Origin of the sequence: Haladaptatus sp. AB618, assembly GCF_024136965.1 — an archaeon.
GTDB lineage: Archaea > Halobacteriota > Halobacteria > Halobacteriales > Haladaptataceae > Haladaptatus.
Window position 1 is genome coordinate 402,231 of record NZ_JAMYJX010000001.1, and the last position, 24,273, is coordinate 426,503.

Genomic DNA, 24,273 nt, shown 5'->3' on the forward strand with positions numbered 1-24,273 from the left:
ACCTCCCGTCTGCCGTCTCGTGTTCCATGAGCGAACACGTTCTCGTTCCGCTCGATGGTTCGCCCAAATCGATAGAAGCGTTCGAGTACGCACTCGAAATACCTGACGCGGAACTCACCCTCATCACCGTCGTCAATCCGTTCGACATCGACCCGTTGTCACCGGGATACCAGTCACCGCTCGGCAAAGCGGGGATGCCCGCTTACTCACAGGAGTGGTATCAGAAGGAGTGGGACCGCGCCCACGAACTCCACGACGGATTACGGGAAAAAGCGGACGACGTTCCGATCGAAAGCGTCGTCAAGATGGGACAGCCCGCCCGTCAAATCCTCACCTACGCGCGCGAAAACGATATCGACCACATCGTCATCGGAACCCACGGACGCGACGACATCTCACACATCCTCCTCGGGTCCGTCGCCGACAGGGTGATGCGCCGTGCGCCGATGATGGTGACGGTCGTTCGCTGAGGTCGTTTGGGGTTCGGTGACGAAAAGAGCGGGAGTGACGACGCCGGGTCGAACTCCATCGCTTCCACGTCCTGCCCTCCTCGACTCCACCAGCGATGGCCGCAAACGACGCGCTCACCCGTCACGTCTCCACTAATCGAACCGAGCGTAGCGCCGACGACGGTACTTCCGAGGGCCACTACTCACCATTTTCACGCGCGCTCGATTTGCTATCGTATCCCATCGATGGCGTGTAACGATCCTCATACGTTTATTTAATAGACATATATCTATCCATCTGGACGAAATTTTTGCCGCGATTTCGGTTATAGTGAGCTCCTACTCGAGTAGTATTCTTATCAGGTAGCTCATAACGAAATGTGAATCGCTGTTTTACCAGGATGCGCTATGCGAGGAAACAACCGCTCTCTCGACAACGTCAAACGCAGAGGTTATTTGAAAGGAATCGCGGCTGCCGGTATCACTGCCGGTGCTGTGAGCAGGGTCCCCGATGTGGCGAACGCCGTATCGGGCGACACCGTTCGCGCGAACGGGGACAACGTCTATCTCATCTTCGGTGTGGACACCAGCTCGACGGACCTCGAATCGTGGCTCGCGGATCACAAGAGCGACGTGCATTCGAGTTCGCAGAAATCCTCATCGGATGTCATCCAGTATCAGGACGTTTCCCAGTTGAACGTCAATCAGCAGCAGAAGGCGGTCGCAATTTCGATCGACGGTGGGAACGCCAGCGCGATTCAGCGCACCTACCAGCACAACAAGAACCAGCAAATGGGGAAGGCGTGGTCGATCAACGCGAGCGCTGAAGAAAAACAGCGGACGTTCACCGACCTCAAGGACGTGTACATCGTCTTCGCACACGAGACGGAGTCACGCGACTTCTCCGGTTGGGTCGTCAGCGGCCACGAATACGAAAGCGAACAGAACGCGGAAGCCGAGATCGATCAGGAACAGGACGTCGAACAGGCCAACATCAGCAGCCAGAACTTCGCGATCGCTCTCGCCGAGGACAGCAGCTACGCCCGGTCGTACCAGCGAAGCTTCCAGATCAACAAGAACGTTCAGGACGCCGAAGCCCTCGCGGCAAACGTCGGCAACGGCGACGACCAGAACGCCGACTCGTCCGTCGACCAGTCACAGGAAGTCGATCAACTGAACTACAACCAACAGGGCGTCGCCGTCGCAGTCGCAGTCGGCGAGACCAGCAAGGCGAAAGCGTGGCAGGTGAGCTGTCAGTTCAACCGGAACCAGCAGATAGCGAGCGCCGCCGCGCTGAACTTCGACCCGAAACTCGTCGACGAGTTCATGGCGACGGCCAACATGACCGGCGACTACTCGGATTCGGACGTGAAACGGGGCTCGGACGGGTCGGCACAGGCGAACGAGCAGGGTGCCGAATCCAACATCGATCAGTTCCAAGCCGTCAGCCAGCTCAACAGGAGCTCCCAGAAAGCCGCGGTCGCTATCGCGCTCAGTAACAGCGAATCGAAGGCCACGCAGGCGAGCTACCAGGGCAACTTCAACGCACAGATCGCGTCGGCGACTTCCGTCAACGTCGACGACGGCTGGTACAAGCTCGACGGCGTGACCAAGGGAACGGACGCGAAGGGCGACGGTTCGTGGGCAGTCGCCTACGACAACGGCGGCAAACAGGTCAACGAACAGACCGCCCTCTCCGACGTCGAGCAGGAACAGTACATCAGGCAGCTGAACGTGAACGAACAGAACAGCGCTGTCGCCTTCTCCGCGAACGACGGGACTGCGACGGCGGAACAGCTGAACTACCAGCGAAACGAAAACGTCCAGTACGCCGAATCGAATTCCGGCAACAAGGGCGACCAGGGCGACGACTGCGAAGACGGCAAGAAACGCCACCACCACGACGACGACGATTGCCGCGACGGGAAGAAGCACCACCACAAGCACAAACACCACAAAAAGTGCGACTGAACCGACCCCGGTTCAGTCGACTACGCCATAGATAACGCCGATATTCGTCTCCGCCACGACGCTTCATTCGCCTCCGTGATCGTTTTCTTTCCGTTATTTTCCCACCCCCTAGTGACGACACCCTTCCCCGTCAGAAATCAGAAATCGCCGAGGTTCGACTGGCCGCCGTTCGACCCCGCCATCGTCGCCGCTTTGTCGAGTGCGTTCTCGAACGTGGACTCCTGACTCCGGTCGTAGAGCGTGGCCGCCGGGTGCAGACAGATGAGTACGTCCCGTTTCGCCCCGCCGAGTTCGACGGCTTCTATCGACCCCGCTTCGTTCGTCACGGCCACGTCCCTGTCGAGGACGTGCTGACTCGGTACCTTCCCGAGCGTGACGATGACCTCCGGATCGACGAGTTCGATTTCCCGCTCCAGATACTCCCGGCAGTTCCCGAGTTCCTCCTTCGTCGGATCGCGGTTCTCCGGCGGCCGACAACGCACGCAGTTGGTGATTCGAACGTCCGCCCGCGACAGCCCCCTGTCGCGGAGTTTCTCGTCCAGCACCGACCCACTCCGACCGACGAACGGTTCGCCTCCTTCGTCTTCCCGTGCGCCGGGCGCTTCCCCGATGAACAACACGTCCGCGTCCTCCGGGCCGACTCCGTTGACGATTTGGCTCCGACACTCGACCAGCGCCGAACAGCGCGTACAGTCGGTGACGTTCAAGCCATCCATCGTTCCCATGCTCGCTCGAACGAACGGGACACACTAAGTAACCTCGGCCTACGCCGCCACAAGCGAGCGGAGAGCGGGAGTGGGCAGTCCGTACTCGTCGCTTTCGATTACAGTTGCGAGATGGTGGGTCTCGATATTCGTCGATGGTTTTCTTACTCCAGTTGAGCGACGCCGACGTACACCAACACGGAGTAGACGAACAGTCCCACGAGAAGTGCAAAGGCGAGGAACATCGTCGGCGCGGAGAGGTAACGGGCGGTTCGGTAGGAGAGCAGAAGTCGTCCGAAGCCGAGCAGAACGAAACTGACGAGGGTGAGCGCGAACGCGCCGAGACCGAGCAACGTGAACGTTCGCTTTCGCATCGGTTCGTACGTGTTTTTCGGGGGCTATAGCGGTGTCGTTCACGGCCCGGGGTTCGCGGGGCGGAAGAGGTAGCTGTGCTGGACGTCGGCGTCGTAACAGAGCGTCCCGTCGGGCAGTCGCCATAGCCGCCACGCCATGTAGCAGTCGCCCACCCCGCCAGAGGTGTTGACGAGGAGGACGAGATAGGTCACCAGCGCGATGGGAATCGGCGCGGCGAGCAGGGGAACCCCAACGACGGTCACGACGACGAGCGGAGCGATTCCGGTGAGCAAGTTGTCCCGGCGCGTGACGAACTGGTCGAACGCGGCGGTGTAGAGCGCCGGGACGCCTGCAGCGAACCCGAAGGAGACGCGGTAACCCAGCAGTCGAAAGACGAGTCCGTGAATCGCTTCGTGGATGACGAACGTACCGACCACTGCGAGGAACGCGACGACCAGTTCGACGAGGCCGAAGGTGATCGAACCGCCTTCTGGCCGTCCCTGCAACAACCAGAGGAGCGCACCGAACCCGACGACGGAACCGACGAGGGCGAGGATTGAGGCGACCGCGAGGAATCTCGACGGGTAGGTGAACAGTTCGGGCGGTCGATATCCGGCGGGGATGTCCGGTGCGCTCATTGTGCTCGGATGGCGGTCCGTGGTCTTCGCCTTTTCGTGACGGTTGCGGACGGCGACGATCGGACTCATCGCTTCGATGGAATTATGTCGAAAAGACGACCGTCTTTACGCATGGCCGACCCCGATTCCGAATCCGCTCCGGATCCTGATCCCACTCCGGACCCTAACCTCGCGGCGATACGTCGAAAGCTGAACTGGCTCACCGCGGCGGTTATCCTCCTGTTCGTCATCGAAATCTCCCGCTTCGTCGGTGCCGTTTCCATATCCGGGCACGGATCGACGCTTATCCTCTTCCTCGGCGGCGGAATTATCGTCATCGCGGCACTGCTCGTGCGTCTCACCCCGAAATACGAATGAGCTCGGACGATTGGCTCCCCACCCCATGTCATGGGTTCTCATGATCTGCAAAGGTTGCCGTAACTATTGGTTATAAAATTCTGGGGAAATATGCGTACTACACATGAGCAACGACCAGCCCCGGTTCGATACTCGGAGCGTTCATGCGGGGCAACGTCCGGACCCCGCGACAGGGGCGGTTGCGCCCCCACTCTATCAAACCACGTCCTACGAGTTCGAAACCGCCGACTACGCCGCCGAACTGTACGCGCTGGAGCGGGACGGCCACATCTATTCCCGCCTGAGTAACCCGACCGTCGAGATGCTGGAGGACCGCATCGCCTCGCTCGAAGGCGGAACGGGTGCGGTCGCCACCGCGAGCGGTATGGCCGCGCTGGACTCCCTGACGCTGGTCCTCGCCGAAGCGGGCGATAACGTCGTCCTCTCCACCGACACCTACGGCGGCACGACGGCCTACTTCTCTCATACCGCGTCCCGCCGGGGAATCGACGCCCGTCTGGTGGACACGCTCGATTACGAGGCGTACGAGGAGCAAATCGACGACGACACGGCGTTCGTCCACGTCGAAACGGTCGGCAACCCGTCGCTCGTCACGCCGGATTTCGAACGCGTGGCCGACATCGCCCACGAACACGGCGTCCCGCTGGTCGTGGACAACACCTTCGCAACACCCGCGCTGTGTCGCCCGCTCGAACACGGTGCGGACGCGGTCTGGGAATCCACGACGAAGTGGCTCCACGGGAGCGGCACGACGGTCGGCGGCGTCCTCGTTGATGGCGGCGATTTCGACTGGGACGCGGACGACTACCCCGAAATCGGCGGCGAGAACCCCGCGTATCACAGCGTGAACTTCTCCGAGGACTTCTCCGACGCGCCGCTCGCCGCCGCCGCCAGACTCCGCTCGGTTCGAAGCCTCGGCAACCAGCAATCCCCGTTCGACGCGTGGCAGACCCTGCAGGGACTCGAAACCCTCCCGCTTCGAATGGACCGCCACTGCGAGAACGCCGCCATCGTCGCGGAGTACCTCGCCGACCACGAGGACGTGTCGTGGGTCGCCTACCCCGGCCTCGACGACCACCGCACGCACGACACCGCGGAGCGGTATCTGTCGGGCGGATTCGGTGGTATGATCGCCTTCGGCCTCGGCGAGTTCGAGGCCAGCAAGACGTTCTGCGAGGACGTCGAACTCGCCTCCTTCCTCGCCAACATCGGGGACGCGAAGACGCTCGTGATTCACCCCGCGAGCACGACGCACGCACAACTCTCGCCCGACGAACAGCGCGCGGCGGGCGTCACCCGCGACCTGATTCGACTCTCCGTGGGCATCGAGGACCCGGCCGACATCCTCGCCGACATCGACGCCGCAATCGAGACGGCGACAACGACGCGAACGGAGGAACCGACACGATGACCGATTCGGGAACCTCGTCGGCCGACGGAATTTCGAACGGATCGTCACGCTCGCTCGGTTCGTTCGAGTTCGAATGCGGCGAGCGCCTTCCCGAACTCGAAGTCGCGTACGAAACCCACGGCGAGTTCACCGGCGACAACGCCGTCCTCGTCTGCCACGCGTTGACCGGGAGTCATCGCGTCACCGGGTCGGTGGACGGACAGGGCGAAGGCTGGTGGGACGAGGTCGTCGGCCCGGGCAAACCCATCGACACCCACGAGCAGTTCGTCATCGCCGTGAACGTCCCCGGATCGTGCTACGGAACCACCGGCCCGGCGAGCACGAACCCGGAGACGGGCGAACCGTACGGCTCCGACTTCCCGACCGTTACCGTCGGCGACTGGACGCGAGCGCAGCGGCGACTGCTCGACGACATCGGCATCGACCGACTTCGTGCGGTCATCGGCGGAAGCGTCGGCGGCATGAACGCCCTCGAATGGGTGAAGCGATACCCGGACCGCGTCGAGCGCGTGGTTCCCGTCGCCACGGCGGCACGCCTCGACCCGCAACTGCTCAGCCTGTCGGCAGTCGCACGCCGAGCGATTACGTCCGACCCCGTGTGGCAGGGCGGCGATTACTACCCCGACCACCCCGATTCAGGCCTCGCGTTGGCTCGCCAACTGGGTCACATCACCTACCTCTCGAAGGAATCGATGGACGAGAAGTTCGGCCGGGACCTCGCCGATTGTCAGCCCCGGTCGTTCCCGTCCAGCGGCGAGGAGAACGACGGCCAAACCGCCGACTTCGCAACCGACTCCTACCGCGACGTCGAGAGCTATCTCGACTATCAAGCACAAAAGTTCGTCCGGCGATTCGACGCCAACAGTTATCTCCATCTCACGAACGCCATGGAGAACTACGACCTCGCCGCGGGCCATGACTCGGACACCGAAGCCCTCTCGGAGTTCGACGGGGAAGCGCTCGTGGTTTCGTTCTCCGGCGACTGGCACTTCACGGTCGAACAGTCCGACCACCTCGCGGACGCGTTCCGACGCGCCGGTGTCGAAGTCACGCACCGCTCCCTCCATAGCAACCACGGCCACGACGCCTTCCTCGCCGAACCCGACCTCGTCGGTCCGCCGATTCGGCGGTTCCTGTCGAACGACGTCGGACGGTTCGCGCCGGTTCACGCCAGCCTGTTCGCACAGTGAATCGAAGCCTCTCTTCTGCTGTCTTTCCCGACGCGGCCCGCTCCGGGTCGGCCGTGGCACTCATTAACATTCGTGTCGTCCAACGTTCGAGATGGGAAATCGACCGTCGCGGCCGCTCGTCGCACTCGTCGTGGTTTCGCTCGCCCTCGGTAGCGTCGCGTTCGTTCCGAACGTGACCGCGCAGGCGCAGGGTACGCAAGTGCAGGGTACGCAGGTGGAGGATACGCAGGTGGAGGATACGCAAACGCAGGCGGAAGGACGGACCGCGACCTGTGATTTCCCCGCGCTCTACGACCGGAGCATCGACTCGGTCGTCTCCGTCGGCGTCCGAACGCCGCGCGGCGCTGGCGAAGGTTCGGGGTTCGTCTACGAACGCTCGGGTTCGACGGGTTACATCGTCACGAACAACCACGTCGTCGCCGATGCGACTCGGCTTCGCGTTCAGTTCAATCACGGACAGATGCGCGATGCGGAAGTCGTCGGCACCGCACCGAAGCGCGACCTCGCGGTACTGCGGGTTCGAAACGTTCCGTCCTACGTTGATACCCTCCCGATCGCAAAAGGAGAGGCCGAACCCGGGCAAGCCGTCGCCGCACTCGGTAGCCCGCTCGGCTTGCAGGGAACCATCACGGAGGGCGTCGTCAGCGGGGTCGATCGGACGCTGCCGTCGCGCCACGGAGCGACGATTTCCGGCGTCGTCCAGACCGACGCGGCCATCAACCCGGGTAACAGCGGCGGCCCGCTCGTGAGTTGTGACGGCCGGGTCGTCGGCGTCAACACCGCCGGAATCGTCGGCGGGGAGAACCTCGGCTTCGCCATCTCGTCGCGGATGCTCCGAAAGACGGTGCCGCCGCTCGTCCGTGACGCCCGAAAAAATCAGTCCGAAATCTCGATGCGGTCGCCGTCGTCAATTTCCTTCTCGGCGATGGGGAGCCTGACTTCGAGGACGCCGTTGCGGTAGGTCGCCTCGATGCCGTCCTTTTCGACCGACTTGGGCAGGGTCACGCGTTCCGAGAGTTCGCGGGCACGGCTGAAGTCGTCACCCGACACCTCGTGTTTTCCGGCGACGGTCAGCGCGTCGTCGTTGAACGAGACTTCGATTTCCTCCTTCTCGAATCCGGGGAGGTCGGCCACGAGGATGAATTCACCATCGTGCTCTTTCAGGTCCAAGTGCGTGCCGCCGTGGGAGTGGCTTTGTAGGTCCTGCCGCAGGTCGCTCGTGCCCCACATGCGGGCGCGCATCTGTTCGAACATTCGGTCCATGTCCTCGAAGGGAGTGTATCGTTCCATGACAATCACCGAATGTATTAGACGCTCGCTGAGATATTAAAGATAGCGAGATACGGAATATCACGTGTCTCGGGACTTCTACTGCAACATCTCCGTTTCCGGTATCGATCAGATAGCGTTCTTATCGACCAATACGTCGTGCAGTTCGTTCATGTGCGTGACGATGGTATCGCAGGCGGGTGCGACGGCCGGTTTGGGGTCGAAGCCGACGGCCAATCCGGCGACTTCGAGCATCGGCAGGTCGTTCGCGCCGTCGCCGATAGCGATGGTGTTCACCATATCCACGTCCAGTTCCTCGGCGAGCGACCTGAGCGCCTTGTCCTTCGTCCCCTCGATGAGCGGTCCCTCGGTCTCTCCCGTGAGTTTCGTGCCGTCGTCCACGACTCGGTTGGCGACGATGGTGTCCACCGACACGCCCTCGCGGTCGAGCGCGACTTTGACGCCGCGTTCGAACCCGCCCGTGAGGATGGCGACGTGGGTTTCCTTGTCGGCCAAATCGTCGAGGATGTCGGCCGCGCCGGGTCGGAGCGTCACCTCCGAAAACGCGTCGGCGGACTTCTCCAGCGACAACCCTTCGAGGAGGGACACCCGGTCGCGGAGACTTTTCGCGTAGCTGATTTCGTCGTTCATCGCACGAGCGGTGATGTCGGCCATCTCGTCGGCCGCACCGACCTGTTTCCCGAGCAGGACCGTCATTTCCGAATCCGAAAGCGTTCCGTCGAAGTCGAACGCGACTAGCTTCATTCGAATCGTGGTTCGCGCTTTTGGTTGTTAAAGGAGTGTGGTCGTCGTGGAAATTGCCACGGTCGGCTGACCGAACGGTTTACCGTCCCAATCTCACCAGCGACAGCAGTTCACGCGCGTCGTCCAACTTCTTTCACGACCCACCGGTTTCCCCTTCGATTCACGTCCCTGGCGGCAAACACCAAGAGCTATAACATGTCTGTCGAGATATGTGGCTACATCTGAATGAGTTCCGATAGTGACATTCCGATAGACCCTGACGGTTCCTCGGGACCGAGCATCCCCGATATCGATCTTCGAAGCATCTCCGGCAACACCCTCCTCATCGTCCTCGTCATCCTTCTCATCGCCGCTCCGGTGGTCGGATTCCTCTCGTGGACGCCCACTGATGAGGGGAACGTTCAAGTCGTCAAAAAGTGGGGTGCGGCGACGGGAACGGTGTTCGAACCGGGTGCCCACTTCATCAACCCGGTTTCACAGGACACCGTGTCGCTCTCCACGCGCCCGCAGTCCTACACGATGTCCAGCCAACAGGGCGAAGGGAGTAAGGCGGATACCGACGACTCCATCACCGTCTTGACGGAGGACGGACTCCGCGTGGACATCGACATCACCGTCCGGTATCGCGTGGATGTGGGACAGGCCGTGAAGTTCTACAAGAACTACCGGACGCTCGGGTCCGCGGAACAGCGACTCATCCGCCCGAGCATTCGGTCCGTCCTCCGAACCGAGGCGGGTGCCCTCCCAGTGACCGAAATCTACACCGGAAAAGGCCAGACGAAGCTGAAACAGACCGCACAGAGCGCACTGAAGAAGGATTTCAGCCGTGACGGCCTCATCCTCGAAGCGGTTCAGATTCGCAAGGTCAACCTGCCCAAACAGTACGAGCAGGCGGTCGAACAGAAGGAAATCACGAAACAGCGCCGCCAGCAGAAGGAGAACGAACTCGAAGTCGAGAAACTCGAAGCCGACCGGAAGAAAATCGAGGCGAACGGTGAGGCGGAAGCGAACCAGATACTGAGTCAATCGCTCGACCAGAAAGTCCTCACGCAGCAGTACATCGACAAACTGGACGACACCGATACGGTGTACATCCCGGTCGGCGACGGTGGCTACCCGCAGTTCGTGCGGAACATCGGCGGGTCGAACGACGATTCGCCGTCGGGAACGACCAACAACTCGACGAACGCGTCGGCCTGATGACGGACGACGCCACGACCCGATTGGCGAAGTGGGTCCTCGTCGCGGTCGGATTCGCCTCGCTCGCGGTGCTCCTCGGCGTCGTCGTCAGGTCGTTCGTGAGTTGGAAGGCCCTCCTCCTCTCTCTCGTCGTTCTCGTCCCGGCGGCGCTGCTGTCCTATCGTCTCAGTCGGGCGGAACGCGCCTACGACCGAGGTCGGTACGGTATCGGCCGCCGCGTTGTGGCGGAGCGACTCTCGCTCGGTGACGAGGAGTGCGACGTCTGTGACACCCACGGAGGGAACGGCGTTCGGCGGCGGTTCGTGAAGGAACTCGTCGTCGATGGCGTCCCGGTTGCGCTGGTCGAAAGCGGTTACAACGACTACTGTCGGGAGTGTTTCGCTGACGAATCCACGAGGCTCGTGGCTGACCGGAACGATGAGAACAGTGAAGACGGAGAAACGGCCGAACCTGTCGGGGAGTGTGAACGTGTCGATCCCGAACGGTCCACATCGAGCGGACACGAACGAAGCGAATAACCTTCCTGACAGCGATTACGGTCCAAATTACCAGTATTTTTTCAAAAGTAAAAATAAGAAAATAAATTGGCAATCTTCGCTGTGAGAGAAAGGGTTAACGGGTGTGGGGTGTATTCTCTCCAGCAATGAAGGTACTCGTTACGGACCCGATCGCGGACGCGGGTCTTGATCGACTTCAAGAAAGCGGTTACGAGGTAGAGACGGCCTACGACATAGAGGGCGACGCACTTTTGAACGCTGTTTCCGACGCCAACGGGCTCATCGTCCGCTCCGGGACGGACGTGAACCGCGACGTGTTCGAGGCCGCTTCCGACCTCGTCATCGTCGGACGCGCAGGTATCGGCGTGGACAACATCGACATCGAGGCCGCCACCGAACACGGCGTCATCGTGGCGAACGCGCCGGAGGGTAACGTGCGCGCCGCCGCGGAACACTCCGTGGCGATGGCGTTCGCCGCCGCACGCTCCATCCCGCAGGCCCACGCACGACTCAAGGACGGCGAGTGGGCGAAGGGAGATTACCTCGGGACGGAACTGAACGGCAAGACGCTCGGCATCGTCGGTCTCGGCCGCGTCGGGCAGGAAGTCGCCAAGAAGCTCGACAGTCTCGGGATGAACCTCGTCGCGTACGACCCGTACATCAGCGAGGACCTCGCCAGACAACTCGGCGCGGAACTGGTGGACCTGGACGACTGTCTCGCCCGTGCCGACTTCCTGACGGTGCACACGCCGCTCACGCCGGAGACGGAGGGGCTCATCAGCACCGAGGAACTCGCGCAGGTCGAGGGCGGCTACCTCATCAACTGCGCCCGCGGTGGCGTCGTGGACGAGGACGCGCTCGCGGAAGCGGTGGACGACGGAATCCTCGCGGGTGCGGCGCTGGACGTGTTCGCTCAGGAGCCACTCCCCGAGGACAGCCCGCTACTCGACGTGGAGGACGTCATCCTCACGCCGCACCTCGGCGCGAGCACGGAGGCGGCACAGGAGAACGTCGCCACCAGCACGGCCGACCAAGTGCTCGCCGCGCTCCGTGAGGAACCCGTGATCAACGCGCTCAACGCGCCGTCCGTCGAGGAGAGCGCGTTCCCCCGCGTCCGTCCGTACATCGAACTCGCGGAGACGGCGGGCAAGATCGCCACGCAACTGCTGGACGAGCGCATCGAGCGCATCGAGATCGGCTACGAGGGCGACATCGCGGAGGAGACCGTGGACCTCGTCACCGCGAGCGCCCAGAAGGGCGTGTTCGAACCGCTCGAATGGCAGGTCAACGCGGTCAACGCCCCGCAGATCGCCGAGGAGCGTGGCGTCGAAGTCACCGAGAGCAAGACCCGCCAGGCCGCCGACTTCCAGAGTCTCATCACGGTCACGGTCGAGAGCGACGACGAACACATCTCGGTCGAAGGGACCCTCTTCGCCGACGACGACCCGCGTATCGTCCGCATCGACGGCTACCGCGTGGACGCCATCCCGCACGGCCACATGCTCGTCGCCCGCAATCAGGACAAACCCGGCGTCATCGGGTTCGTCGGTACCGTCCTCGGCGAACACGACATCAACATCGCGGGCATGTTCAACGCCCGCGAAACCGACGGCGGCGAGGCGCTGTCGGTGTACAACCTCGACAGCGAGATTAACTCGGCGGCGAAGGAGGCGCTCGAAGCCGACGAGCGCATCATCGAAGTGCGGAACATCGCGCTGAACGGGAACTGAATCTTCGGATACTTTTTTATACGAAACCGGGACCAGAACCGGGTATGGTGATCGCAACGGAACCCTGCTGACCGTTCACCCTGCCGAGAAAGCCGGACTCAAGTAGCCCCCATTCCACCGTCGAACCGTGAGTTCCGTCGAATCTCTCCCATCTGACGAACGAACTTCGCACGAGGAACGACTCGTGACGGGGTATTCTGGACGGTTGCTGCTCGTCGTCTCGGTCGGCTGGATGATGATTCAGGCCGGTCGGCTCGTCCTTTCGCCCATGCTCCCGACCGTGATGGATGAACTCCACATCACGGAACTACAGGCTGGCATGGCGCTCTCCCTGCTCTGGGCGCTGTACGCACTCGGCCAGTATCCGAGCGGTCGGCTCTCCGACCGCTTCTCGCGGAAGACCCTGCTCGTCTCCGGACTCGCGCTCCTCTCCGTCGGGTTCACGGTCGTCGCTGGCGCGCCGACCTACGCGGTCTTTCTGGTCGGCATGGCCGTCGCTGGCGTCGGTGCCGGACTGTATCCGACACCGGCACGGGCGCTCATCTCCGACCTGTTCGTCTCCCGCCGAGGGCAGGCGTTCGGGCTTCACGGCGCGTCGGGCGACTCGGGGGGCGTCGTCGCGGCGGGATTGGCGGTGGCCGTTCTCGCCGTCGCAACGTGGCGGGTCGCGTTCGTCCCCGTCGTGTTGGTGGCGGTACTGGCCCTCGTCCTCCTCCACCGCTGGAGTCGGGAGTCGTACACCCGACCGACCATCGACGAGGGTGCTGGACGGGTGGTCGTGGCGGATATCACGACGACCGCTCGCCGCTTTGCCAACCGTCGAACCGTGGCGCTCCTCGTGGCCTACTCGCTGTACGCGTTCGTCTGGCAGTCCGTCGCGGGATTCCTCCCGTCGTTTCTACAGGAGGCCAAGGATTTCTCGCCCGAACTCGCGGGGAGCGCGTTCGCGGCGCTGTTCATCGTCGGAACGTTGGTGAAGCCGATTTCGGGGTCGCTCGGGGACAGGATTTCCCGCCCCGTCGTCGCTGCCGGGTCGCTCCTCGTGGGGACGGCCGGTATCGCCGCCCTCGTGATGGCGAACAGCACCCTCGCCGTCGCCGGGAGCGTGGCGCTCTTCGCGGCGGGATTGATGGCCTACCCACCGGCCATGCAGGCACACCTAATGGACGTATTTCCGAACGGGAGCATGGGTGGGGACCTCGGTGCGACGCGGACGGTTTACATCGGCTTCGGAAGCCTCGGGCCGACGTACGTCGGTTACGTCGCGGGGAACTCGGGGTACGAATCGGCGTTTGCCGGACTGTTAGCGTGTCTTCTCGTCAGCGCGAGTATCGTGTTCGGGTTGGCTCGCTGGTCGAAATCGCCCTGAACGCCCAACCGTATCGTCTCCGGATCGAATCCACGGGACGCACTGCTTCTGCGCACTTCGGTGGTAGACCCGAGATCGATTTTATCGATCGAGTTCTTGCTTCGGCGTTGCGACCTGCACGCCGCTGATCTGAAATCGTGCGCCGTGCTGGTCACCAGCCGTCGCACTCACCTCCCAGCCGTGTCGTTCAGCGATGTCGGCGATGATCGAGAGCCCCGCACCCGTCCCGTCCGCTCGGGTCGAATAACCGTGTTCGAAGACGCGAGTTCGTTCGGTTGGTGGGATACCGTCCCCGTCGTCTTCGACGTAGAGCGTGCCGCTCGTTCTTCCGTTTTCGATCCATCCGACTTCGATAGCCGCCGTCGGACCGGCGTGTTCGATGGCGTTTCGAAACAGGTTTTCGAACACGCTCGACAGTTGCCCCTCGTTCGCTCGAACGAAGACGGTACCGACCTCGATGGAGACTATGGCGGACTTCGTCTCGACGTTCTCCCACGCTCGCTCGGCGATTCGTGCGAGGTCGAGGGTTTCGAATCGTTCGGGCTGATCGTGGCGAGCCATCGAAAGGACGTCGTCGATTATCTCCTCCATCCGGTCGTGAGCGCGTTCGACGTTGTCGAAGTATTCGCCGTCCCCGTTCGACCGTTCGAGGTCGAGATACCCCTTGGCGATGTTGAGCGGGTTTCGAAGGTCGTGAGCGATGGTGTGGCCGACCCGTTCCAGCCGTTCGTTTTGCCGCTCTACGTCCCGATTTTGCCGTTCGAACTCGGTTACGTCCCGAACGATGAGCACCGTTCCCGAAAGTTTCGTCCCTGAATCGGACAACTCCGAGGAATGTATGTCGAGGTATCGACGTTCGCTACCGACGTCTCCGACGATCGGTTCCTCCGGGTCTCGCCGTGCGTGGTAGCTGTCGACCAGTTTTGGAAACGCCGCACAGACGTCGCCGAATCGTCGTCCGATGTCGGCGCTTGAAACGCCGAGCAGTCGGGTTGCCGCGGGATTCGTGTCCACGACACGGTCGGTGTCGTCCATGACCACGACCCCGTCCGCGATTTCCTCGACGACCGTCGAGCGTCCGACCGGGACGAGATCGAACAGTCCGTGGTGCCAAATCGCGTAGGCAAACGCGATGGCGGTGACGGCGAAAAACACCTCCGGGTCGATGTCCAACAGGCCGTTGTAGGACAGTACGGTCGCCGACCACGGCACCATCGTCCCAACGATCAGTACGATCGCTTGCTCGTAGAAGAAGCGACGCCCCCGTATCAGCCCCCGGAGGAGCAACAGCGTTCCCAGACCGTCTACGACATTCGAGTAGACGACGCTCAACCAGAACCACGGGCCGAACGTTCGATCCAATCGAAGGACGCCACCGGTAAAAACGAGTTTGCTCGACGCTCGAACGAGGTGATGAACGGGATTGGTCCAGACGAGTACCAGGGTGACACTCGCGTACAGAACGGGTATCGAGAGCGAGCGCCGCGTTAGCCACTCGTCGTGGCCCGTGTATTCACATGCGAAGGCGAACCACGAGATCGGAATGACGACGATCCCGAAGTACTGGACGTTGACCCAGAACAATTTCCCCGTCAGCGTCGTACTCGCGTCCTGAAGCGCGTTTCCTCCCGTCCAGACAGCCGCGGCTATCGTGAACGCGAACAGCGGTATCGCACCCGGTCGAAACCGATACCGCCACGTGAACACGGCGACGCCGAGGATGACGACTGTCGATAATGTCGAGAGGACGACAGAGGGTGTGACTTGCATTTCACTATTTCTTTGCTGTTCATCTTTCGTATTCTGGATGATAAATCATCGCACGGTCATATTTGGGGACAAATTATCGGGATACAAGCATTCTAAACCGGGACGGCGAATAGTTTCATCATTCGAAACGGATAGTTCAGGGATGGAATCGAAAAACGAGAGATCGTTCGCGTGCTTTCGATCGGCAGGGTCGGACGGCACGGAAGACAGCGACCTGTGAAACCGAGACTACCGGTGAAGCAGGTCCAACACGTCGTCCGTGTCCGCCGGGACCGACTCCGGTTCGACACCCGCCGCGGCGGCCGCGTCGGGGTCTTTCAGGAGATGGCCGGTCGTCAGACAGACCACGTTCTCGTCCGCCGAAACTGCTCCCTCTTCGCGGAGTTTTCGTAGTCCTGCAACGCTCGCGGCGCTGGCGGGTTCGACGCCGATACCGTCCCGTGCCAGCGCGCGCTGGGCGTCGGTTATCTCCTCGTCGGTGACGGCGATGGCGGTGCCGCCGGTTTCCCGAATCGCGGGAAGCGCCTTCGGGGAGTTGACCGGGTTGCCGATTCGGATGGCGGTTGCGATGGTTTCGACTTCGTCCCAGCGGCGGATTTCGTCGGCGTCGTTCTCGACGGCTTCGACCATCGGGGCCGCACCCTCGGCCTGTACGCCGGTCAGCACGGGCACCTCATCGGGCGTGAGTTCCCCGGCGGCGACGAGTTCGCGGAACGCCTTGAACAGCGCGCTGGTGTTTCCGGCGTTGCCGACGGGGAGGACGATTCTGTCGGGGAGGTCGCCCGTCTGGTCGCGGAACTGCTCGATGATCTCCAGTCCGATGGTCTTCTGGCCCTCCAGTCGGAACGGGTTGAGCGAGTTGAGCAGGTACGCCTCGCCGCGATTCGCGAGTTCGGAGACGATGTCCAGACAGTCGTCGAAGTTGCCGTCCACTTCGAGGATTCGTGCGCCGTGGAGGCTGGCCTGTGCGACTTTCCCGGCGGCCACTTTTCCGGCGGGAAGGAGCACCAGTACCTCGGTTCCGGCACGTGCGCCGTAGCAGGCAAGCGCGGCGCTGGTGTTCCCGGTGCTCGCACAGGCGAGTCGGGAGACGCCGAGTTTCTCGGCGACTTTCACGCCGAGGGTCATGCCGCGGTCCTTGAAACTCCCGGTCGGGTTCATCCCCTCGTGTTTGACTCGAAGCGCGTTGACGCCGGTCTCGTCCTCGATGGTCGGAACCTCGTACAGCGGGGTGTTGCCCTCCTCGATGCTGACACCCGATTCGACGGGCAGGGCGTCGGCGTAGCGCCAAACGCCGTGTCCCTCGAAATCATCGAACGTCGGGTGGTCGGCGTAGCGAACTTCGAGCAATCCGTCGCAGTCCGGACAGCGATAGCGAATCTCGTCGAACGGCGCGCCGGTCCACTCGCAGTCGATACAGGCGAGCCAGACGCCGTCGTCCGCACTGTCGGGGGCCGATGCCGTCGGGTTCGAGAGCGTTAGGTTCATTGCCGGACCCGATGGGTTCCGGGTTCAAAAAGGCGCGGACGGTGGCAACGATGGCGTCTCGTCTCCGATTCGAATCCCGTAAAATCGGGCTACAGCGGGAGGAGGAGGTCGTCGTCCTCGCGCTGGAATTCGGTCCCGAAGGCGGATGAGAGCGCGTCCATCTGCTGGACGCTCCACGTTCCCGCGTAATGTTCGGCCTCGTGCACCGCCAAATCGTATATCTCGGTGGGACGCAGGCGGAGGTCGGACAGTTCACTGTCCGCCACACCGACCTCGAAGAGGAAGCTCCGGTCGTTGTGCTGTTCCGAGTCGGTCGCGTAATCGTCCACGAAATCGCCCGTGTCGTAGCAGACGAGCGTCTCGTCCACGACTTCGACGCCCTGAAAGACGTGTGCGCTGTGGCCGTGAACGACGTCAACGCCCTCTTCGGCCAACCATCGGGCGAACTCCCGGAACTCGACTGTCGGTTCGGTTCGCATGTTCGGTCCCCAGTGGAGCGACACCACGAGCAGATCAGGGTCCGCATCCCGTGCACGCCCGAGCGAGTTGCCGACGAGTCGAACCGCCTGCGGGTGGGTAACGTCGAAATCCACGTACGCCGTTCCGGGTTCGTCGGGTCCCGCCGCGAACTCCGACGTGTTGTCGGTGAACGAGACGAACGCGATGTCCAACCCGTCCACGGTGGCGAACGCGGGAGCGCACGCCGCTTCCAGGGTTTCACCCGCGCCCGAGTGGGCGATTCCGGCGTCGTCCAGATATCCTATCGTGTCGGCGAGCGCGTCCGGCCCGTAATCCAGAATGTGGTTGTTCGCCAGGTTCACCCAGTCGACGCCGACCGATTCGAGTGCCGGAACCGCCCAGTCGGGGTCGGCTCGGAAGTGAAACGGCCGATACGTGTCCGTCCACGGCGTCCCCCGTGCCGAGAGACAGCATTCGAGGTTGATGAAAAAGCCGTCGAGTTCGCGCAGGGTGTCCTCCATGTTTCCCCAGATTCCGGAGACGCTTCGCTCTCTCTGTCGTTCGTCTATCAGCCGTCCGAGCATTACATCCCCCGCAAATCCGAGTCTCGTCATATCCCAGTTCCCCCACTATAGTTGGTGGGACGCGGGGAAAAGGCTACCCGCTCGATGAACGATCAGTTCGCGTCCGCGAGGAACGCCAAGAGCGCTTTCTGTGCGTGCAACCGGTTCTCGGCTTGATCCCACGACAGCGAGCGGTCGCTTTCGAGCACGTCGCCCGTGATTTCCTCGCCGCGATGGGCGGGCAGACAGTGCATGACCGGCATCGAGTCGGGGAGCAACTCCTCGTTGAGTTGGAAGCCGTCGAACGCGGCCAGTTTCGACTCGCGTTCGTCCTCCTCGCCCATGCTGACCCACACGTCGGTGTACACCACGTCGGCATCAGCGACGGCCGCGTCCGGATCGTTCGTCAGGCTCGGTTTCGGCCCGCGGTTCGCCGCCGTCGAGAGGGCGGCCTCCGAGGGTTCGTACCCCTCCGGGGTGGCGACCGTCAGGTCCATCCCGACCGTCGCCGCCGCGATGGCGAAGGAGTTGAGGACGTTGTTTCCGTCGCCGACCCAGGCGACCGTGAGGTCGTCGAAGCCGCCGAAGTGCTCCTGAATCGTCTGCAAGTCTGCGAGCGCCTGACACGGGTGAGCGACGTCCGAGAGCCCGTTGACGATGGGAATCGTTGCGTGCTCGGCCATTCCGACCAGGCTCTCGTGTTCGAACACGCGGCCCATGACGAAGTCCACGTAGCGCGAAAGCACCCGTCCCGTATCGGAGACGGGTTCGCCCCGATTCAGTTGCGTGTCGTTCGGGCCGAGGAAGATGCCGTGGCCGCCCAAGTGCGTCATGCCCGTCTCGAACGAGATGCGGGTGCGCGTGCTGGGCTTCTCGAACAGCATGGCGAGCGTCTGTCCCGAGAGTTCGGGTGGCGAGCCGTTTTCCTTGTACTCCGACGCGAGCGCCAACACCTCCGCCAACTCGTCTGGCGAGATGTCGTCCACATCGAGGAAGTGACGCGTCATGCTGCCACCTCCAGGTTCCCGCAGATGTCTTCTAACACCGCAATCGAGCGGTCGAAATCGGCGAGTTCGATGTGTTCTTCGGGCGTGTGGTCGAGCGACGAATCGCCCGGTCCGTAGGTGACGACCGGACAGTCCCACGCCTCGGCGTAGAGGTTCGCGTCGCTCGTTCCCGTCTTCCGGAGCAAACTCGGGTCGCCGCCCTCGTTCCGGATGGCGACGCGGAACGCACGTCCCAGTTCCGTCCGCGGACTGGAAAGCGTCGGCGGAATCGGTTCGTTCCACGACACCGCCCCGACGTCGAGGTGGTCTTCGGCGACCGACCGAATCCCGTCGGCCGTCATCCCGGACGGAATCCGGAACTTGATCTCGACGGTCGCTTCCGTCGCGAGGCCGTCGGACGTGAGTCCGCCGTCGAACGAGACGGGTTTCACGGTCACCGACTCCACCGTCGAACCTTCCTCGTCGGAGTCGAATTCGGATTCGACCCCCGAGAGCCACTTCGTCGCGTACTGAATCGCGTTCGGCTCCGGCCGTGAGGTGTGGACCGATTCCACCGTGGCCGAGTACGTTCCCGAGAGGAACCCGCGGTAGCCGAGCGTCACGGCGTCCCAGCCGCTGGGTTCGCCGTTGATGACGAATTCTGGCTCGTCCGCGTCCTCCACGAGATGGCGCGCACCGCGCGAATCGGTCTCCTCGCCGACGACGCCGACGAAGCTCGCGCCGGTTTCGACCGCCGCGACCGCCATCGCGGCCAGCGGGCCTTTCGCGTCCACGCTTCCGCGTCCGTGGAGGATGCCGTCCTCCAGCTTCACCGGCACGTCGCCGGGAACCGTGTCGATGTGCGAGGTGAGCAGAATCCCGTTTCCGGGCGCACGGACGTTGCCCACGTCGTCCATCCAGACCTCGCGCCCCTCGGATTCGAGGAAGTCGGCGAGATGCTCGGCGCACGCCGCTTCGTTCCCCGACACCGACGAAATCCCGACTAGTTCTATCAGCAGGTCGCGCGCGGCGGCCGGTGAGACCGAATTCGCCTCGGTCATATTTGCCATCATTCGTCGCCTCCTAACACGTCGGTCAGCGCAGAGACGACGGCGTCGATGTGCTCTTCTTCCACCGTCAACGGCGGCAGGAGGCGCAGAACGCTCCGTCCCGCCGGGAGCGCCAGAATCCCGTGTGACAGCGCGAGTTCCTTGAGGAGACGATTCGCGCCGCGCTTCACCTCGATGCCGACCAACAGGCCGTGTCCGCGAACGTCGCGCACGGGCAGGTCGGCCGCTTCGAGTTCGTGCCGGAGATATTCGCCCATCTCGGCGGCGTGCTCCGGCAGGTTCTCGTCCACGAGCACCGAGAGGGTGGCGTTCGCCGCCGCGCTGACGACGGGGCTTCCGCTGAAGGTCGAGCCATGCGACCCGGCACCGTCGGCTATCCAGTCGGCGCACAGCGTCGCGCCGATGGGGAGGCCGCTCGCCAACCCTTTCGCCGTCGTGAGCACGTCCGGGGAGACGCCAGCGTGTTCGCAGGCCCAGAAGGCCCCCGTCCGTCCGAGTCCGGTCTGCACCTCGTCGAATATCAACGCGGCACCGGCGTCGGCCGTCAGGTCGCGGGCCGTTTGCAGGTACGTCTGCGTGGCGGGGTTGACGCCGCCCTCGCCCTGTACGGGTTCGAGGATGACGGCGGCCGTCTCGTCGTCCACGACGTCGGCCAGTTCCTCCTCGTCGCCGTAGGTGACGAACTCCACCTCGTCCACGAGCGGTTCGTACGGCGCGCGGAACTTCTTCTTCCACGTCACCGACAGCGACCCCATCGTGCGGCCGTGGAAGCCGCGCTTCGCGGCGACGAGTTTCGAGTTGCCGGTCGCGCTCCGGGCGAACTTCAGCGCCGCCTCGTTCGCCTCGGTTCCGGAGTTGTTGAGCCAGACGTTGTCGAGGCCGTCTGGGGCGAGCGTCGCCAGTTTCTCGTACAGTTCGTCGCGGCTCTCGTTAGGATACGATGCGTGAACGAACAGCAACTCGGCGGCCTGTTCCTGCACCGCGGAAACCACTTCCGGGTGGCAGTGGCCGACGGGGGAAACCGCGTAACTCGCGCCGAAGTCGAGGTATTCGGTTCCGTCCTCCGTGTAGAGATACGGTCCCTTGCCGCTCGCGATTTGGATCGGTTTCTCGTTGTAGACGAACCCGCTCATGGCGATACCTCCAGTGCGGCAGGCGTAAACCGCGTACCGTGGCCGTTCCGCGCCGCCGTGATCGGGTCGTGGTTGTTCGCGTCCGCGACGACGACGGATTCGGCACCGCCTTCTAGCGCCTCCGTGGCGGCCATGACTTTCTTCGTCATGAACCCTTCCGCAGCGGATTTCGCCTCCTCCAACTCGGTCGGCGTGGACACCTTTTCGATGAGCGTCGTCTCGTCATCCGGGTCGGCCAGCAGTCCCGGCACGTCCGTCAGGACGACGAGTTCGCCGCCGAGTGCGGCGGCGACCGCCGCCGCCGCACGGTCGGCGTCCGCGTTGACCGGCGTTCCGTCGTCGGCCAGCATCGGAACCGTCACGACCGGCGTGTAGCCACTATTCAAAAGCGTTTCCAGCAGGTCCGTGTTCACGGACTCGATTTTGCCGGAGTGGTCGCCGCGGCGAATCTTGCGCTTGCCGTCCTCGACCACTCTCACCGCGGATTTGCGTGCGCCGGTGAGGAGCGCGCCGTCCACGCCGGACAGGCCGACTGCGCGGACGCCCTCACCCTGCAAACTCGCCGTCAGTTCGGTGTTGAGTTTGCCGGGCATCACCATCTCGAACACTTCCATCGCTTTCTCGTCGGTGAACCGTCCCATGACGCCGCTGGTCGATTCGACGTACTCGGGTTCCTCTCCTAACTGTTCGAGGGTGTCGTCCACGGCGGTCGAACCGCCGTGAACGACCACCACGTCCTGCCCGTTGGCGGTCAGGTGTGCGACGTCGCTCAGTGCGCCGTCGGGGTTCACCGCCCGTGCACCGCCGATTTTGACGACGACGGGGGAAGCGTCGTCCTCGATCACGCCGCCGTCAGTGACGAGTCCGTCGTCGTTGTCGTTGTCGATGAGTTGGTCGTGTGCGGCCAGCAGTTCATCACGGCTGTATTCGTCAGTCATGGGCTTCCCACGGGATGTAGTCCCTCGAATTCCAATCCGGCTGTTTCCTCGAATCCCAGCGCGACGTTTGCGGCGTGGACCGCCTGTCCCGCCGACCCCTTCATCAGGTTGTCGATGGCGCTGAAGACGACGATGCGTTTATTGGTCGGGTCGAGTTCGAACCCGACCTCTGCGTAGTTCGTCCCGGCGACCGCCTTGGGTTCCGGGTAGCGATAGACGCCGCCGCCGCCCGCGACGAGGCGGACGAACGGTTCGTCCTCGTAGGCCTCTCGATACGCTTTCCAGAGGTCTCCCTTCGAAACGGGCGAATCGGGGAACACGTGGCAGGTCGCGGAGGCTCCGCGAACCATGTCCACGGCGTGTGCGGTGAACGACACGTTCGTTCCCAGAATTCCCTCGATTTCGGCCTCGTGGCGGTGGCCCGTCGGCGCGTAGGGACGGACGATGCCCGAGCGCTCGACGTGGCTGCTCGCCTTGCTCGGCGTCGCGCCGCCCTCCGACGAGCCGACTTTTACATCCACGACGACCTGCTCGCTTCCGAAGAGGATTCCCGCGTCGAACAGCGGCGACAGGCCGAGCAGCGTCGCGGTGGCGTTACAGCCACCCGCGGCGATGAGGTCCGCGCCGGGCAGTTCCTCGCGTGTCAGTTCGGGAAGGGCGTACACTGCCTCGTCCAGATATTCGGGACAGGAGTGGCCGTCGTACCACTCGTCGTACTCCCCTTCCGTGTCGAGGCGGAAGTCCGCGCTCAGATCCACAACGGTGTCCGCGGCGTCGCGGAACGAATCGATGTGCTCCATCGAGACGCCGTGGGGCGTCGCGGCGAACAGCACGTCCACCGACTCGAGGTCGCTCGGTTCCGAAAAGCGCAGGTCGGACCCACGTAAATTCGGGTGAACCGACCCGAGCGTCTTGTTCGTGTACTCCCTGCTGGTCGCCTGTGCGAGCTCGAAGTTCGGATGTCCGGCGAGCAGGCGGAGCAGTTCTCCGCCGGTGAACCCGCTGGCTCCGATGACGGTCGCCGAGAGCGCCTCGGCGCTCGTGTCCGTCTCCGAATCGGCCGCAGTAGCCATCAGGCCACCACCTCCGCGGGAACCTTCGTTTCGAGCCAATCGACGACCGCGGCGGGGACATCCGTCTCGACCGCCTCGTTCAACGCTTTGAACTCGACGGTGTGGTTGACCTCGTGGACGGTGTAGCCCGACTCGGTCTCCATCAGATCGACGCCGAGGAGACCGCCGCCGACGGCGTCGCTTGCTTTCTCAACCAGCGACTTCGCTTCCGCGTCGAGTTCGAATTCTTCCGTCTTCGCGCCCTTCGCGGCGTTCGTGAGCCAGTGATCCGAATGGCGGACCATCGCGGCGACCGGCTTCCCGTCCAGTGCGACGACGCGGATGTCGCGCTCCGGCTTGTCCACGAACTCCTGCACGTAGAACACCTTGTGCTCGTAGTGGCCGAGCGTGGCCTTGTGCTCCAGAATCGCCTCCGCCGCACTGCGCGAGTCGATTTTCGCCATCAGGCGACCCCACGACCCGACGACGGGTTTGAGGACGCACGGGTAGCCGAAGCTTTCGATGGCCTCCATCGCGCTGTCGGTCGTGAAGGCGACTTTCGTCTCGGGCGTCGGGACGCCCGCGCCCGCGAGCGCGAGGCTGTTCTTCGCCTTGTCCGAACACACCTCCGCGGTTTCGTGGCTGTTGACGACAGGAACCCCGTACGCCTCGCAGAATTGCGTGGCGTAGAGGCTCCGACTCGTCGCCAGACAGCGGTCCACGACGAGGTCGAGCCCCTCGAAGGCCTCAGGTGGCTCGGTCAGATCGAACGTCTGCTTGCGCACGTCGATCTTCGTCACCTCGTGTCCGCGCTCGCGGAGCTCCGCGAGGAGGAGCTTTTCGTCGCGGCGAATCCTGGAGTAGAGGATGCCTACATTCATGCGAACCACCCTTGGTGGTGAGCGTGAGC

Annotated in this window: 25 protein-coding genes; 11 read left to right on the forward strand and 14 right to left on the reverse strand. The window is 63.2% G+C overall.

What is annotated here, in order from left to right; genetic code table 11:
• Nucleotides 1-26 precede the first annotated feature (26 nt).
• The 3 genes from NKF26_RS02075 (at nucleotide 27) to NKF26_RS02085 (ending at nucleotide 2,420) form a co-directional block, all read left to right on the forward strand.
• The gene (locus NKF26_RS02075; protein ID WP_253225068.1) at nucleotides 27-470 is read left to right on the forward strand and encodes a universal stress protein; all 444 of its coding nucleotides are present in this window, start codon (nucleotides 27-29) and stop codon (nucleotides 468-470) included.
• A 95-nt stretch (nucleotides 471-565) separates the two neighbouring features.
• On the forward strand, nucleotides 566-706 hold the full coding sequence (locus tag NKF26_RS02080) for a hypothetical protein (RefSeq protein WP_253225069.1): 141 nt from the start codon (nucleotides 566-568) through the stop codon (nucleotides 704-706).
• A gap of 151 nt (nucleotides 707-857) precedes the next feature.
• Complete coding sequence (locus NKF26_RS02085; protein ID WP_253225070.1) at nucleotides 858-2,420, forward strand: hypothetical protein; 1,563 nt, start codon at nucleotides 858-860, stop codon at nucleotides 2,418-2,420.
• Between the two features lie 137 nt (nucleotides 2,421-2,557).
• On the opposite strand, the gene NKF26_RS02090 is transcribed toward NKF26_RS02085, so the two are convergent.
• From NKF26_RS02090 to NKF26_RS02100, 3 genes are all read right to left on the reverse strand, one after another.
• Nucleotides 2,558-3,145 carry a uracil-DNA glycosylase family protein gene (locus tag NKF26_RS02090; protein ID WP_253225071.1) on the reverse strand — a complete coding sequence of 196 codons (588 nt, stop codon included), beginning with the start codon at nucleotides 3,143-3,145 and terminating at the stop codon, nucleotides 2,558-2,560.
• A 143-nt stretch (nucleotides 3,146-3,288) separates the two neighbouring features.
• Nucleotides 3,289-3,498, reverse strand: a complete 210-nt coding sequence (locus NKF26_RS02095; RefSeq protein WP_253225072.1) for a hypothetical protein — start codon at nucleotides 3,496-3,498, stop codon at nucleotides 3,289-3,291.
• A 39-nt stretch (nucleotides 3,499-3,537) separates the two neighbouring features.
• Nucleotides 3,538-4,185, reverse strand: a complete 648-nt coding sequence (locus NKF26_RS02100) for a DUF3267 domain-containing protein (RefSeq protein ID WP_253225073.1) — start codon at nucleotides 4,183-4,185, stop codon at nucleotides 3,538-3,540.
• Between the two features lie 42 nt (nucleotides 4,186-4,227).
• On the opposite strand from NKF26_RS02100, the gene NKF26_RS02105 reads away from it, so the two are divergent.
• From NKF26_RS02105 to NKF26_RS02120, 4 genes are all read left to right on the forward strand, one after another.
• Nucleotides 4,228-4,473: a hypothetical protein gene (locus NKF26_RS02105; protein ID WP_253225074.1), complete on the forward strand. Its 246-nt coding sequence runs from the start codon at nucleotides 4,228-4,230 to the stop codon at nucleotides 4,471-4,473.
• Between the two features lie 103 nt (nucleotides 4,474-4,576).
• The gene (locus NKF26_RS02110; protein ID WP_253225075.1) at nucleotides 4,577-5,884 is read left to right on the forward strand and encodes an O-acetylhomoserine aminocarboxypropyltransferase/cysteine synthase family protein; all 1,308 of its coding nucleotides are present in this window, start codon (nucleotides 4,577-4,579) and stop codon (nucleotides 5,882-5,884) included.
• The gene (gene metX / locus NKF26_RS02115) at nucleotides 5,881-7,074 is read left to right on the forward strand and encodes a homoserine O-acetyltransferase (RefSeq protein WP_253225076.1); all 1,194 of its coding nucleotides are present in this window, start codon (nucleotides 5,881-5,883) and stop codon (nucleotides 7,072-7,074) included. The genes NKF26_RS02110 and metX overlap by 4 nt, the downstream gene beginning before the upstream one ends.
• A gap of 91 nt (nucleotides 7,075-7,165) precedes the next feature.
• On the forward strand, nucleotides 7,166-8,035 hold the full coding sequence (locus NKF26_RS02120) for a S1C family serine protease (protein ID WP_253225077.1): 870 nt from the start codon (nucleotides 7,166-7,168) through the stop codon (nucleotides 8,033-8,035).
• Here NKF26_RS02120 and NKF26_RS02125 read toward each other — a convergent pair.
• Together NKF26_RS02125 and serB are read right to left on the reverse strand one after the other, a co-directional pair.
• A complete protein-coding gene (locus NKF26_RS02125) occupies nucleotides 7,951-8,364 on the reverse strand; it encodes an Hsp20/alpha crystallin family protein (RefSeq protein WP_253225078.1) in 414 nt (137 codons plus the stop codon). The genes NKF26_RS02120 and NKF26_RS02125 overlap by 85 nt on opposite strands.
• A gap of 108 nt (nucleotides 8,365-8,472) precedes the next feature.
• Nucleotides 8,473-9,108 carry a phosphoserine phosphatase SerB gene (serB, locus tag NKF26_RS02130; protein ID WP_253225079.1) on the reverse strand — a complete coding sequence of 212 codons (636 nt, stop codon included), beginning with the start codon at nucleotides 9,106-9,108 and terminating at the stop codon, nucleotides 8,473-8,475.
• 225 nt (nucleotides 9,109-9,333) lie between these two features.
• Here serB and NKF26_RS02135 point away from each other — a divergent pair, with 225 nt between their 5' ends.
• The 4 genes from NKF26_RS02135 (at nucleotide 9,334) to NKF26_RS02150 (ending at nucleotide 13,904) form a co-directional block, all read left to right on the forward strand.
• Nucleotides 9,334-10,308, forward strand: a complete 975-nt coding sequence (locus NKF26_RS02135; protein WP_253233948.1) for a prohibitin family protein — start codon at nucleotides 9,334-9,336, stop codon at nucleotides 10,306-10,308.
• Nucleotides 10,308-10,826: a hypothetical protein gene (locus NKF26_RS02140; RefSeq protein ID WP_253225081.1), complete on the forward strand. Its 519-nt coding sequence runs from the start codon at nucleotides 10,308-10,310 to the stop codon at nucleotides 10,824-10,826. The genes NKF26_RS02135 and NKF26_RS02140 overlap by 1 nt, the downstream gene beginning before the upstream one ends.
• Before the next feature lie 125 nt (nucleotides 10,827-10,951).
• On the forward strand, nucleotides 10,952-12,535 hold the full coding sequence (gene serA / locus NKF26_RS02145; RefSeq protein ID WP_253225082.1) for a phosphoglycerate dehydrogenase: 1,584 nt from the start codon (nucleotides 10,952-10,954) through the stop codon (nucleotides 12,533-12,535).
• Between the two features lie 184 nt (nucleotides 12,536-12,719).
• Nucleotides 12,720-13,904 carry an MFS transporter gene (locus NKF26_RS02150; RefSeq protein ID WP_253225083.1) on the forward strand — a complete coding sequence of 395 codons (1,185 nt, stop codon included), beginning with the start codon at nucleotides 12,720-12,722 and terminating at the stop codon, nucleotides 13,902-13,904.
• A gap of 81 nt (nucleotides 13,905-13,985) precedes the next feature.
• Here the strand turns inward: NKF26_RS02150 and NKF26_RS02155 are convergent, their stop codons facing one another.
• From NKF26_RS02155 to lysX, 9 genes are all read right to left on the reverse strand, one after another.
• Nucleotides 13,986-15,674, reverse strand: coding sequence for a histidine kinase N-terminal 7TM domain-containing protein (locus NKF26_RS02155; RefSeq protein ID WP_253233949.1), 1,689 nt, complete (start codon nucleotides 15,672-15,674; stop codon nucleotides 13,986-13,988).
• A 228-nt stretch (nucleotides 15,675-15,902) separates the two neighbouring features.
• Nucleotides 15,903-17,162, reverse strand: coding sequence for a threonine synthase (gene thrC / locus NKF26_RS02160; RefSeq protein WP_253225085.1), 1,260 nt, complete (start codon nucleotides 17,160-17,162; stop codon nucleotides 15,903-15,905).
• A gap of 89 nt (nucleotides 17,163-17,251) precedes the next feature.
• On the reverse strand, nucleotides 17,252-18,235 hold the full coding sequence (locus NKF26_RS02165; RefSeq protein ID WP_253225086.1) for a CapA family protein: 984 nt from the start codon (nucleotides 18,233-18,235) through the stop codon (nucleotides 17,252-17,254).
• A 62-nt stretch (nucleotides 18,236-18,297) separates the two neighbouring features.
• Nucleotides 18,298-19,191: an ornithine carbamoyltransferase gene (argF, locus tag NKF26_RS02170; protein WP_253225087.1), complete on the reverse strand. Its 894-nt coding sequence runs from the start codon at nucleotides 19,189-19,191 to the stop codon at nucleotides 18,298-18,300.
• On the reverse strand, nucleotides 19,188-20,231 hold the full coding sequence (locus tag NKF26_RS02175) for a [LysW]-lysine hydrolase (RefSeq protein ID WP_253225088.1): 1,044 nt from the start codon (nucleotides 20,229-20,231) through the stop codon (nucleotides 19,188-19,190). Before NKF26_RS02175 ends, argF begins: the two co-directional genes overlap by 4 nt.
• Nucleotides 20,232-20,239: 8 nt before the next feature.
• Nucleotides 20,240-21,373, reverse strand: coding sequence for an aspartate aminotransferase family protein (locus NKF26_RS02180; protein ID WP_253225089.1), 1,134 nt, complete (start codon nucleotides 21,371-21,373; stop codon nucleotides 20,240-20,242).
• Nucleotides 21,370-22,311, reverse strand: coding sequence for an acetylglutamate/acetylaminoadipate kinase (locus NKF26_RS02185; protein WP_253225090.1), 942 nt, complete (start codon nucleotides 22,309-22,311; stop codon nucleotides 21,370-21,372). Before NKF26_RS02185 ends, NKF26_RS02180 begins: the two co-directional genes overlap by 4 nt.
• Nucleotides 22,308-23,384 (reverse strand): N-acetyl-gamma-glutamyl-phosphate reductase, encoded by a 1,077-nt coding sequence (gene argC / locus NKF26_RS02190; RefSeq protein WP_253225091.1) that lies wholly within the window; start codon nucleotides 23,382-23,384, stop codon nucleotides 22,308-22,310. Before argC ends, NKF26_RS02185 begins: the two co-directional genes overlap by 4 nt.
• Nucleotides 23,384-24,244: a lysine biosynthesis protein LysX gene (gene lysX, locus NKF26_RS02195; RefSeq protein ID WP_253225092.1), complete on the reverse strand. Its 861-nt coding sequence runs from the start codon at nucleotides 24,242-24,244 to the stop codon at nucleotides 23,384-23,386. The genes argC and lysX overlap by 1 nt, the downstream gene beginning before the upstream one ends.
• Nucleotides 24,245-24,273: the final 29 nt, after the last annotated feature.